Source organism: Agromyces intestinalis, from assembly GCF_008365295.1.
Classification (GTDB): Bacteria; Actinomycetota; Actinomycetes; order Actinomycetales; family Microbacteriaceae; genus Agromyces; species Agromyces intestinalis.
The window spans coordinates 3,526,175-3,538,608 of sequence record NZ_CP043505.1; the positions used below are offsets into that span (position 1 = coordinate 3,526,175).

The window sequence follows — 12,434 nt, forward strand, 5'->3', positions numbered from 1 at the left end:
ACGAGCGACTCCTAGGGTGGAGCCGTGAAGCCGATCCGCAAGTTCACCGTCCGGGCGGTCGTCCCCGCCCCGCTCGCCGCACTCGAGGAGCTCGCCGGCAACCTGCGCTGGTCATGGCACGAGCCGACCCGTCGGCTCTTCGAGCACATCGACCCCGAGGCCTGGGTGCGGTCGGGGCGCGACCCCGTCGCGTTCCTCGGCGAGGTGGACCCGACCCGGCTCGACGAACTCGCGGCCGACGAGGGGTACGTCGCATGGGCCGAGCGCGAACGCAGCGACCTGCGCGAGTACCTCACGGCACCGCGCTGGTACCAGGGCCTCGGCGAGGACGCCCCGAAGGCGATCGCATACTTCTCGCCCGAGTTCGGCATCACCGAGGCGCTGCCGCAGTACTCGGGCGGCCTCGGCATCCTCGCGGGCGACCACCTCAAGGCCGCGAGCGACCTCGGCGTCCCGATCGTCGGCGTCGGGCTGTTCTACAAGGCCGGGTACTTCGCGCAGTCGATCTCGGCCGACGGGTGGCAGCAGGAGCGCTACCCCGTGCAGGATCCCGACGGACTTCCGCTGTCGGTGCTGCGCCGACCCGACGGCACGGCTGTCGACGTCGTGCTCGCATTGCCCGACGACCGGGCGCTCACCGCACGCGTCTGGCGCGCCGAGGTCGGGCGGGTGCCGCTGTTGCTGCTCGACACCGATGTCCCGGCGAACGACGACGATCTGCGCTCGGTCACCGACCGGCTCTACGGCGGCGGGGGCGAGCATCGATTGCTGCAGGAGCTGCTGCTCGGCATCGGCGGCGTCCGCGCGGTGCGGGCCTGGACCGAGATCGCGGGCAAGCCCTCGCCCGAGGTCTTCCACATGAACGAGGGCCACGCCGGATTCCTCGGCCTCGAGCGGATCTCGGAGCTGATCGGGCACGGCGCGCCGTTCGACGTCGCGCTGCAGTACGTGCGCGCCGGCACCGTGTTCACCACCCACACGCCCGTGCCGGCCGGAATCGACCGGTTCGACCGTGCCCTGGTCGAGCGCTACCTCACCCCGATGCTGCTGCCCGGCGTCGACCCGGCCGACGCGCTCGCGCTCGGCGTCGAACCCGGAGCCGACCTCGCGACGAGCGCGTTCAACATGGCCGTCATGGGGCTGCGCCTGGCCCAGCACGCGAACGGCGTGTCGAAGCTGCACGGCGAGGTCAGCCGGCGCATGTTCGGCACCCTCTGGCCGGGCTTCGATGCCGACGAGGTGCCGATCACCTCGGTCACGAACGGCGTGCACTCGCCCACCTGGACCGACCCGTCCCTGCGCTCGCTCGCCGAGCGGGTGCTCGGCACCGCCGACGCCGAGCACGCCGACTGGTTGAGCGCCTCGCTCGAGGATTCCGAGCTCTGGGCGGTGAAGCGCCGCATGCGCCAGCACCTCGTCGAGGACGCTCGACGGCGCCTCGTTGCGGCGTGGGGCGAGCAGCACTCGGGTGCACCCGCCCCCGAGTGGGTGCACCGAGTGCTGGACCCCGACGTGCTCACGGTCGGATTCGCCCGGCGCGTGCCGACCTACAAGCGCCTCACCCTCATGCTGCAGGATCCCGATCGACTGCGGGCGCTGCTCACCGACCCCGAACGACCGGTGCAGTTCGTCGTCGCAGGCAAGTCGCACCCGGCCGACGACGAAGGCAAGCGACTCATCCAGCAGCTCGTGCGCTTCGCCCAGGAGCCCGGTTTGCGCGAGCGCATCGTGTTCCTGCCCGACTACGACATGGGCATGGCGGCGACCCTGTACCCGGGCTGCGACGTGTGGCTGAACAACCCGCTCCGCCCGCTCGAGGCGTGCGGCACCTCGGGCATGAAGGCCGCGATGAACGGCGCGCTCAACTTGTCCATCCTCGACGGCTGGTGGGCCGAGTTCGCCGAGGAGGACTACGGCTGGGTCATCCCGTCCGCCGATCAGGCGGGTGACGCGGCCGAGCGCGACGCGCTCGAGGCGACCGCGCTCTACGACCTGCTCGAGCATCGCATCGCTCCGCGCTACTACGACCGCAACAGCGACGGCGTTCCGGGGGAGTGGATCCGGATGCTCCGCCGCACGCTGTCGACGCTCGCGCCCGAACTCGGCGCCGACCGGATGGTGCGCGAGTACGTCGACCGGCTCTACCGCCACGCCGCACGGCACGTCGCCGCGGTCGGCGCCGACAACGCGCGCGGAGCGCGCGATCTCGCGGCGTTCGGCACGCGGCTGCGCGCGGCATGGCCCGGGGTTCACGTCGTGCACGTCGAGTCGGGCGGAGTCGAGAGCCCGCACGTCGGCGACCAGCTGCAGTTGCGCGCGTACGTCGACCTCGGCTCGCTCGACCCCGACGACGTGTCGGTCGAGGTCGTGTACGGCCGCGGTCGCGCCGACGACACGCTCGACGCGGTGCGCCGGGCGACGCTCGAGCTCGTGCCCGGCTCCGGCGGTCAGGCCGGTGTCGCGCGCGTCTACGCCGGCTCGGTCGTACTCGACCGCGCGGGATCGTTCGGGTACACGGTGCGCGTCATCCCGAAGCATCCGCTGCTGCTGAGCGCCGCCGAACTCGGGCTCGTCGCCGTCGCGGAATAGGCCGTCGGCGCGCTGCGCTGGAGCCGGGCAGCACTCGCAGCGCCCGTAGCGCCGCTGCCTCAGCGCGCCCGCGCGATCGGCGCGTACCGCCCGCCCGTGACCGTGAGCAGGTCGTCAGGGGCCAGCTCGAGGTCGAACCCTCGCCGCCCGCCCGACACGAGGATCGTCTCGCACAGGATCGCCGATTCGTCGAGCACGGTCGGCAACGCCGTCTTCTGCCCGATCGGACTGATGCCGCCGACCACGTACCCGGTCTTGCGCTCGGCGACCGCTGGGTCGGCCAGTTCGGCGCGCTTGCCGCCGACAGCGCCCGCGAGCGCCTTCAGGTCGAGCTGCTCGGCGACCGGCACGATGCCGACCGCGAGGCCGTCGTCGACCGCGACCAGCAGCGTCTTGAACACCCGTTCGGGCTCGATGCCGAGCTTCTCGGCGGCCTCGAGCCCGTACGCGGTCGCACGCGGATCATGCTCGTAGGCGCGGGGCACGAAGGCGATTCCGGCCCGCTGGAGTGCGACGGTGGCCGGCGTGCCGGCGCTCGCCGCGGCATCCGATCGCCGGGCCATCAGGCCACGCCGTCGGCCCGATACAGCTGCATCGACAGGCCCGACACCTCGACGCGGTCGCCGGGCCGCTGCTCCTCGGCGGCCGTGGCCGGCGTCTCGCTCGCCGAGTCCCACAGCAGGGTGTAGTGGTCGACCCCCTCGTGTTCGGGCAGGATCACCTCGGTCTCGGCGTCGCGCGCGTGCACCACGAGCAGGATGCGGTTGAACGGCTCGTGCTCGGGCGTCGAGGCGGCGAGGTACTGCAGCGTGCGCTCGGCCGGGGAGTTCCAGTCGTCGATGGTCATGGTCTCGCCGTCGGCGTTGTACCAGTCCATCTGGCTCGCACTCGGCACCGTCTCGCCGAACCGGCCGTAGCGCACGGGACGCAGTGCCGGGTTCTCGGCGCGCAGGCGGATGAGCCGGGCGACCGTGTCGCGCAGCGACCGCTCGTCGGCGTCGAGCTGCCACGACAGCCACGTCAGCTCGGAGTCGTGGCAGTAGGCGTTGTTGTTGCCGCGCTGCGTGCGCGCGATCTCGTCGCCGGCGGTCAGCATCGGCACGCCGGCCGAGAGCAGCAGGGTGCCGAGCAGGTTGCGGATGCTCCGCCGCCGCGCCGCGCGGATGGCGAGGTCGTCGGTCGGCCCCTCGACGCCGTGGTTGTACGAGCGGTTCTCGTCGGTGCCGTCGCGGTTGCCCTCGCCGTTGCCCAGGTTGTGCTTCACGTCGTACGCGGTGAGGTCGGCGAGCGTGAACCCGTCGTGCGCGGTGATGAAGTTGAGACTCGCGAGCGGCCCGCGATCGTGCGCGAACGTGTTCTCGGAACCGGCGAGCCGGGTCGCGAACCGCCCGATGCCGCTGCCGGCCGAGCCGCTCTCGCGCTCTCGTCGCAGGTCGCCGAGCCAGAAGTCGCGCATCCGATCGCGGTACCGGTCGTTCCACTCGCTGAACCCGGCCGGAAAGCTGCCGGTCTGCCACCCGCCCGGGCCGACGTCCCACGGCTCGGCGATGAGCTTCGTCGCCCCGACGACCGGGTCGTCGAGCATGCCGCGCAGCAGCGGATGGTCGGACGTGAAGGTCGCGTTGCGGTCGCGCCCGAGGGTGGCCGCGAGGTCGAGACGGAACCCGTCGATGCCGAGTTCGCCCGCCCAGTACCGCATCGAGTCGAGCACGAGCTGGGCGACGGGTTCGTGGCCGGCGTCGAGCGTGTTGCCGCAGCCCGTGGTGTCGACGTACCGGCCGTGCGCGTCGTGACGGTAGTAGCCCGAGTTGTCGATGCCGCGGAAGCTGTGCGTCGGCCCGGTGCGCCCCTCTTCGGCGGTGTGGTTGTACACCACGTCGAGCACGACCTCGAGGCCCGCCTCGTGCAGCTTCGACACCATCTCGGCGAACTCGCGCCGCACGGCCGCCGCGCCGCCGGCCTGCGCGGCGGCGGTCGCGTACCCGGCGTGCGGGGCGAAGAAGGCCAGGGTGTTGTAGCCCCAGTAGTTGACCTTGCCCTGGCGGATGAGCCGGTCTTCGCTGACGAACGCGTGCACCGGCAGCAATTCGACGGTCGTCACGCCGAGCCGGTGCAGATGCTCGATCGACGCGTCGTGGGCGAGCCCCGCGTAGGTACCGCGCAGCTCTGCCGGCACCGCCGGGTTGGCCCGGCTGTAGCCGCGCACATGCAGTTCGTACACCACGGTGCGGTCGAGCGGCACGCGCGGCTTCGCATCGAGCGATCCCACGGATGCCTCGGGCCCCAGGCCCCCGAGCACCACGCCGCGGTAGGCACGGGGACCAGCGGCGACGAGCCCCCGCGCGTACGGATCGAGCAGGGTCTGCGCGGGATTGAACGCGTGCTCGATGCCCGACGGGCCGTCGACCCGCAGGCCATAACCGGCGCCCTCGACCAGTGCCCCCGACGACCCCGACCACACGCCGTGCTCGTCGCGCTCGAGCGCCACCCGGTCGACCGCCCAGGCGACGTCACCCGGTGCGTACACCTCGAGCTCGACCGAGTCGGCGTTGCCGCTCCACACCCGGATCGACCCGCCGTCGCGCGTCGGGAGCACCCCCAGGTCTCGCAGCACGTCGGTGGACGTACGGGCAGCGGCTTCGGGCATGCGATCTACAGTAGTTCGTGCGGACGACGCGTCCGCTCCGCGAATCGGAGAGGGTGGGCGATGGTCTATCTCGACCATGCGGCGACCACGCCGATGCGCCCCGAGGCGATCGCCGCGCTCACCGGGGCGCTCACGCTCGTCGGCAACCCCGCGTCGATCCATTCGGCGGGCCAGACGGCCAAGCGGCTGCTCGAGGAGTCGCGCGAACGCGTCGCGGCCACGCTCGGCGCCGACCCGATCGAGGTCGTGTTCACCGGCAGCGGCACCGAGGCGGTGAACCTCGCGATCAAGGGACTCTGGTGGCAGCGCCAGGCGGATGCCCCGCGGCCCCGACTCGTCGTGCCCGCGGGCGAGCACCACGCCACGATCGACACCGTCGAGTGGTTGGCGGCGCACGAGGGCGCCGAGGTCGTCGAGATCCCGGTCGACGCCGTCGGCCGGGTGCGTCTCGACGCCCTCGCCGACGAACTGCGGCGGCATGCGGCATCCGTCGCGCTCGTGTCGATGCTGTGGGCGAACAACGAGGTCGGCACGCTCCAGCCGGTCGCCGACGTCGCCGCGCTCTGCGCGAGCGCCGACGTGCCGCTGCACGTCGACGCGATCGCCGCATACGGGCAGGTGCCGATCGACTTCCGCGGGCTGCGCGCTGCGTCCGATGCGGCGCCCGGTGCCGGACTCGTCGCACTCAGCGTCTCGGCGCACAAGATCGGCGGGCCCGCCGGCGTCGGCGCGCTCGTGCTCGACCGCTCGGCGAAGGTCGAACCCCTGCTGCACGGCGGAGGCCAGCAGCGTCGCATCCGGTCGGGTACCCAGGACGTCGCGGCCGCAGCGGCCTTCGCCGCCGCCGCGACCGCCGTCGAGGCGGTGCGCGAGACCGACGCGGCACGCATGGCCGCCCTGCGCGACCGGCTCATCGCCGGGGTCGCGACCATCGCGTCCGACGCGACGCTGTCGGGCGACCCCGACCCCGAGGGCCGACTGCCGGGCAACGCCCACTTCGCGTTCGCGGGCTGCGAGGGCGACTCGCTGCTGTTCCTGCTGGATGCCGCGGGCGTCGCGGTCTCGACCGGCTCGGCCTGCCAGGCCGGCGTGCCAGAGCCGTCGCACGTGCTCATCGCGATGGGCCGCTCCGAACAGGACGCGCGCGGGGCGCTGCGCATCACCCTCGGCCACGACTCGACCGATGCCGACGTCGACGCGTTCCTCGCGGCCCTGCCCGCGGCCCTCGAGCGCGCCCGCCGCGCGGGCCTCGCGGCCCGCGCCACCTCCTTCGACCGCTGACCCGCCCCGCCCACTCACCCGGCCGCGAATGGTGCGCTTTTCAGGCGTAACGGGTCGGAACCGCGCTCGCGCCGGCGTGTTCTCCTGAAAACGGTGCGATTCCCCGCGCGGTTCCTGAAAAGAGTGTCAGGAGGGGGTTCGTAGACTGGGGGGCATGCGAGTGCTTGCAGCGATGTCAGGCGGCGTCGACAGCGCCGTCGCGGCTGCGCGAGCCGTCGAGGCCGGCCACGACGTCGTCGGCGTGCACCTCGCGCTCAGTCGCATGCCCGGCACCCTGCGCACCGGCAGCCGCGGCTGCTGCACCATCGAGGACTCGATGGACGCGCAGCGTGCCGCGAACATGCTCGGCATTCCCTACTACGTGTGGGACTTCTCCGAGCGCTTCAAGGCCGACGTCGTCGACGACTTCATCAGCGAGTACGCGGCCGGCCGCACCCCGAACCCCTGCATGCGCTGCAATGAGCGCATCAAGTTCGCCGCACTGCTCGAGAAGGCGCTCGCCCTCGGCTTCGACGCGGTCGCCACGGGCCACTACGCGAAGATCACGACGGATGCCTCGGGCCGCCGCGAGCTGCACCGCGCGAGCGCGGAGGCGAAAGACCAGAGCTACGTCCTCGGGGTGCTCACGACCGAACAACTCGCGCACGCATACTTCCCGCTCGGCGACACCCCATCGAAGGCGCTCGTGCGCGAAGAGGCGGCGCGCCGCGGCCTCAGCGTCGCGCAGAAGCCCGACTCGTACGACATCTGCTTCATCAGCGACGGCGACACGAAGGGCTGGCTCGCCGAGAAGGTCGGCACCGCGCCGGGCGACATCGTCGATCGGTCGGGCGCCGTCGTCGGCGTGCACGAGGGCGCGCACGCGTACACCGTCGGCCAGCGCCGCGGCTTGCACCTCGGCACGCCGGCGCCCGACGGCAGGCCGCGCTTCGTGCTCGAGGTTCGCCCGAAGGAGCGCACGGTCGTCGTCGGCCCGAAGGAGGCGCTCGCCGTCGCCGAGATCGCCGGATCGCGATTCAGCTGGGCCGGAGCCGACCCGGTCGAGTCGGGCCTCGCCGCCGCCGGCGACGAGTTCGCCTGCGAGGTGCAGATCCGCGCGCACGCGGACCCGGTTCCGGCGGTCGCGTTCGTGAAGACGGATGCCTCCGGCACGGCCGAACTCGTCGTCCGCCCCGATCGGCCGCTCGACGGGGTGGCGCCCGGACAGACCGCGGTCGTCTACGTCGGCACGCGCGTACTCGGCCAGTGCACCATCGACCGCACGGTGAGCGCGGTCCCCGTCGAGGCCTGATCCGTCGCCGACCTGCGCCTGTGAACGGGGTGCCCGAGGTTCGTCGGCGGGCTCGCCGGAACCCGCCGCCACCGCCGCGTCGATCGGGTTGCCTTGCGCGCGTGAGCGCGGTGCATCCCATCCGCGGTGTCGGTGGGCCCTCCTAGGATGACCCTGTGAGCGACATCCCCGCCGACTTCGAAGCTGCCCACGCCGAGTCCGAGGCGCTGCGCGAGCGCATCGAGACCGCACGCCTCGCCTACTACGGCGACGGCGTCTCGCCGCTCTCCGATGCCGAGTACGACATCGCGTTCCACCGGCTCGAGGCGCTCGAGCGGGCGTTCCCCGCCCTGGTCGGGCAGGACAGCCCCACCCAGCAGGTCGGCGCGGCCGTCGTCTCGGCGGGCTTCCCGCCGCACGAGCACGCCGAGCGCATGCTGAGCCTCGACAACGTGTTCAGCGTCGACGAGTTCCGCGAGTGGGCGAACAAGGCGCAGGATGCCGCGGCGCGGCGCGTGCACTGGCTCAGCGAGCTGAAGATCGACGGGCTCGCGATCAGCCTCGCCTACCGCGACGGCGTGCTCGAGACGGCGACCACCCGCGGCGACGGGCGGGTCGGCGAAGACATCACCGAGAACATCGAGTTCATCCCGGCGATCCCGCGGCTGCTGTCGGGCGAGGGGTGGCCGTCGTTCTTCGAGGTGCGCGGCGAGGTGTTCCTGCGCTCGGCCGACTTCGAGGCGCTGAACGAACGCCAGCACGAGCTGCAGGCCGCCTATGTCGCCGAGCAGGTCGCCCGTGGTCGCGCCGAAGACCAGGTGCCCGTGCGGTTCCCCGAGTTCGCGAACGCGCGCAACACCGCGGCGGGCAGCCTGCGCCAGCGGCGCGAGAACAAATCGGCGCTGCAGCTCGACCTCATGCGCGAGCGACTGGGGCGACTCTCGCTGTACTTGCACGGCATCGGCGCGTGGCAGACCCCGCCGGTCGGCGCGCAGTCCGAGATCTACGACCTGCTCGCGGGCTGGGGGCTGCCGGTGTCGCCGCACACGCGCGTGTTCGACTCGATCGACGGCGTCGCCGGGTTCATCGAGCACTGGGGCGAGCACCGGCACGACGTCGAGCACGAGATCGACGGCATCGTGGTGAAGATCGACGAGCTCGCGCTGCACGACGAGCTCGGCGCCACCAGTCGGGCACCGCGCTGGGCGATCGCCTACAAGTACCCGCCCGAAGAGGTGTACACGAAGCTGCTCGACATCGCGGTGGGGGTCGGGCGCACCGGCCGGGCGACGCCGTACGCGATCATGGAGCCCGTCACGGTCGCCGGCTCCACGGTGCGCCAGGCAACCCTGCACAACCAAGACGTCGTGCGCGCCAAGGGCGTGCTCATCGGCGACACCGTGGTGCTGCGCAAGGCCGGCGATGTGATCCCCGAGATCCTCGGCGCGGTCGAACAGCTCCGCGACGGCTCGGAGCGCGAGTGGCAGATGCCCGAGACCTGCCCCGAGTGCGGCACGACGCTGCGCCCCATGAAAGAGGGCGACATCGACCTGCGCTGCCCGAACGCGCGCGCGTGCCCCGCCCAGGTGCGCGGCCGCGTCGAGCACATCGGCTCGCGCGGCGCGCTCGACATCGAGGCGCTCGGCGAGGTGACCGCGGCCGCCCTCACCCAGCCCGTCGTTCCCGAGGTGCCGCCGCTCGTCACCGAGGCGCGGCTGTTCGACCTCACGGTCGACGAGCTCGTGCCCATCGAGGTCGTCGTGCGAGATGCCGAGACGGGCGAGCCCAAGGTCGACGATGAGACCGGCCTGCCCGTGCGCCGGGCGCCGTTCCAGAAGGTGCGCATCACGTATCCGCCCGGCACCGAGCAGCTCACGGCCGCCGAACGGCGAGCGGCGGGCGTGCGCAAGAACCACCGTGAGCTGCTGCCGTCCGAGGCGGCGACGAGGCTCGTGGCCGAGCTCGACAAGGCCAAGTCGAAGCCGCTCTGGCGGCTCGTCGTGTCGTTGAACATCCGGCACGTGGGGCCCGTGGCCGCCCGTGCGCTCGCCGACTGGTTCGGGTCGCTCGACGCGATCCGCGCGGCGAGCCGCGACGAGCTCGCCGAGGTCGAGGGCGTCGGCGGCATCATCGCCGACGCGGTCATCGACTGGTTCGACGTCGACTGGCACCGAGAGATCGTCGACCGGTGGTCGGCGGCGGGCGTCCAGTGGGCGACGCCCGGGCATCCCGGCCCCGGGGCGGCGGCCGAAGCGGGCGGCGTGCTCGCCGGCCTCACCGTGGTCGCGACCGGCTCGCTCGACGGCTACACGCGCGAGGGCGCGCAAGAGGCGATCATCGCCGCGGGCGGCAAGGCCGCCTCGAGCGTGTCGAAGAAGACCGACTTCGTCGCGGCCGGCCCCGGCGCCGGGTCGAAGCTCGCCAAAGCCGAAGAGCTCGGCATTCGGGTGCTCGACGCGGCGCAGTTCCGCGTGCTGGTCACCGAGGGTCCGGCCGCGCTCGACGCCTGACGCCCGCCCGGCGCGGCCGCCCGGCGGCGGCTCGGCGCCCGCCCGGCGTCCGCCCGGCGCGCCCGCCCGGCGACGCCCGGCGACGCCCGGCGCGTGCAGGTCGTAGGAGATGCTCGCGGACACGCCGTCGAGGCCGGACCCGACGCGGCGTGTCGGCGACGATCTCCTACGCTCGGTGCAGGGCGGCGGACGAGGTCCGCGTGCACGGCCACTAGAGCCACAGGCGCCCGGCGGCACAGAATGGTGGGATGAGACGCGGGGGCGGCGCATCCGACGAACACGATGCGGATGAGGCATCCGACTCGCCCGAGGCATCCGCTTCATCTGAAGCACCCGGCCCGCTCGACGCGTCGGACCAGACGAAGGCGACCAGCCGACGCGGTTTCCTGCGCATCGGCGGCGCGGCCGCGGCCGGCGCCGTGATCGGGGGCGCCGCGGGCGCGGCGGCCGGCGCGACGCTCGGATACCGGGCCGGATTCGATCGCGGGGCCGACGACTTCGACGCCCTGCAGCCGCGCAGCGAGCCGGGGTTCGACCACGTCGTCGTGCTGATGGGTGAGAACCGCTCGTTCGACAACCTGCTGGGCTGGCTGTACACGCCCGACTCGCTGCCCGAGGGCGAGCGGTTCGAGGGGCTCGCGTTCGGCGAGTACGCGAATCCGGCTCCGGATGGTTCGGTGATCGCCGCGCACGTCTACGACGGCGCCACTGACGAGATCATGGGCCGGCCGAACCCCGACCCGGGCGAGGAGTACCCGCATGTCAACACCCAGCTCTTCGGCACCGTCGACCCCGAGACGAACGCCGAGCTGTACATCGAGGACATGAGCGACCCGTACAACGCGCCGGCGCCGGGTGCGGGCGCGACGATGGACGGGTTCGTGCGCGACTACGCCATCAACTGGGAGCGGCTGAAGCGGGGCGGCTCACCCACGGCCGACGACCTCCGGCAGATCATGGGCTCCTTCTCGCCCGACATGCTGCCCGTGCTCTCCACGCTCGCGAAGAGCTTCGCGGTGTTCGACGCCTGGCACTGCGCGGTGCCGTCGCAGACGTTCTGCAACCGGTCGTTCTTCCACGCGTCGACCTCGCACGGCTTCGTCACGAACAAGCACCACGGCGGGTACGACAAATGGCTCGATGCGGATGCTTCGCCGACGATCTTCAACCGCCTCGAAGACGCCGGCCTCAGCTGGCGGATCTACTTCGACGATCTGCAGCTCGTCTCGTTCACCGGGGTGCTGCACGCGCCGGCGCTCGAGCGGTACTGGCGCACCGACCACTTCGCGACGATGGATCGGTTCGACAAGGATGCCGCGGACGGGACCCTGCCCGCGTACGCCTTCATCGAGCCGCGGATGATCTACAACCACAACGACTTCCACCCGCCGGTCGGCAAGCTCCGCGAGAGCGACGTGGCCGGCGAGGAGATCGTCGACAGTGCGCTCAGCGACGTCCGTGCGGGCGAAGCGCTGGTGCACCGGGTGTACGAGGCGATCCGCACCAGCCGCACGCCCGACGGCTCGAACGCGGTGAACACGCTGCTGCTCATCACGTTCGACGAGCACGGCGGCACGTACGACCATGTGGTGCCGCCGGCCGGGCGGCCGCCGCACGCCGACGCGGAGCCGGGGGAGATGGGATTCACCTTCGACCGGCTCGGCTGCCGGGTGCCGACGATCGCGGTGTCGGCGTACACCCAGGCCGGCACGATCATCCACGACGAGATGCACCACGCCGCCGTCATCGCCACGCTGTGCCGGCTGCATGGACTGAAGCCGCTCACGCAGCGCGACGACGGTGCGAACGACCTGTTCAACATCGTCAACCTGCCGGCCCCGAGGCATCCCGATGCCTGGCCCGTCACACACCCGCAGTACGTGCCGCCCAATCCCGAGGCGACCGCCCCGCATCCGGCGCACGCACACAAGGACAAGCCGCTGAGCCCGCCCGCGAAGGGGTTGCTTGGCCTGCTCATCGCCAAGTACGGCAAGGCGGGCGAGCCCGAGCCCGAGACGTACGCCGACGCCTATCGGCTGCTGCATCAGTACGGCGACGGGCTGTTCGGCGTCGATGCGTGAGTCGCCGACCGCGAGGCGGCGCTCGGTAGGATTGATCGATCCCCATCCCGAGACGA

7 protein-coding genes are annotated in these 12,434 nt (G+C 72.2%); 5 read left to right on the forward strand and 2 right to left on the reverse strand.

Annotated features, from left to right (window positions below; translation table 11 throughout):
- Positions 1-24: 24 nt before the first annotated feature.
- Positions 25-2,589, forward strand: coding sequence for an alpha-glucan family phosphorylase (gene glgP, locus FLP10_RS16060; protein WP_149161778.1), 2,565 nt, complete (start codon positions 25-27; stop codon positions 2,587-2,589).
- Between the two features lie 59 nt (positions 2,590-2,648).
- Here glgP and ybaK read toward each other — a convergent pair whose 3' ends face one another.
- A complete protein-coding gene (ybaK, locus tag FLP10_RS16065; RefSeq protein WP_149161779.1) occupies positions 2,649-3,152 on the reverse strand; it encodes a Cys-tRNA(Pro) deacylase in 504 nt (167 codons plus the stop codon).
- On the reverse strand, positions 3,152-5,236 hold the full coding sequence (gene glgX / locus FLP10_RS16070) for a glycogen debranching protein GlgX (protein ID WP_149161780.1): 2,085 nt from the start codon (positions 5,234-5,236) through the stop codon (positions 3,152-3,154). The genes ybaK and glgX overlap by 1 nt, the downstream gene beginning before the upstream one ends.
- A gap of 60 nt (positions 5,237-5,296) precedes the next feature.
- Here glgX and FLP10_RS16075 point away from each other — a divergent pair, with 60 nt between their 5' ends.
- From FLP10_RS16075 to FLP10_RS16090, 4 genes are all read left to right on the forward strand, one after another.
- Complete coding sequence (locus tag FLP10_RS16075; RefSeq protein ID WP_149161781.1) at positions 5,297-6,517, forward strand: cysteine desulfurase family protein; 1,221 nt, start codon at positions 5,297-5,299, stop codon at positions 6,515-6,517.
- A 154-nt stretch (positions 6,518-6,671) separates the two neighbouring features.
- A complete protein-coding gene (gene mnmA, locus FLP10_RS16080; RefSeq protein WP_149161782.1) occupies positions 6,672-7,808 on the forward strand; it encodes a tRNA 2-thiouridine(34) synthase MnmA in 1,137 nt (378 codons plus the stop codon).
- A 155-nt stretch (positions 7,809-7,963) separates the two neighbouring features.
- Complete coding sequence (gene ligA / locus FLP10_RS16085) at positions 7,964-10,297, forward strand: NAD-dependent DNA ligase LigA (protein ID WP_149161783.1); 2,334 nt, start codon at positions 7,964-7,966, stop codon at positions 10,295-10,297.
- 248 nt (positions 10,298-10,545) lie between these two features.
- Positions 10,546-12,378 carry an alkaline phosphatase family protein gene (locus FLP10_RS16090; protein WP_149161784.1) on the forward strand — a complete coding sequence of 611 codons (1,833 nt, stop codon included), beginning with the start codon at positions 10,546-10,548 and terminating at the stop codon, positions 12,376-12,378.
- The last annotated feature ends 56 nt before the right edge of the window (positions 12,379-12,434 follow it).

Coding starts and splice junctions, on each gene's coding strand:
- ybaK (WP_149161779.1), bottom strand. CDS start 3,152: ATGGCCCGGCGATCGGATGCCGCGGCGAGCGCCGGCACGCCGGCCACC.
- glgX (WP_149161780.1), bottom strand. CDS start 5,236: ATGCCCGAAGCCGCTGCCCGTACGTCCACCGACGTGCTGCGAGACCTG.
- FLP10_RS16075 (WP_149161781.1), top strand. CDS start 5,297: ATGGTCTATCTCGACCATGCGGCGACCACGCCGATGCGCCCCGAGGCG.
- mnmA (WP_149161782.1), top strand. CDS start 6,672: ATGCGAGTGCTTGCAGCGATGTCAGGCGGCGTCGACAGCGCCGTCGCG.
- FLP10_RS16090 (WP_149161784.1), top strand. CDS start 10,546: ATGAGACGCGGGGGCGGCGCATCCGACGAACACGATGCGGATGAGGCA.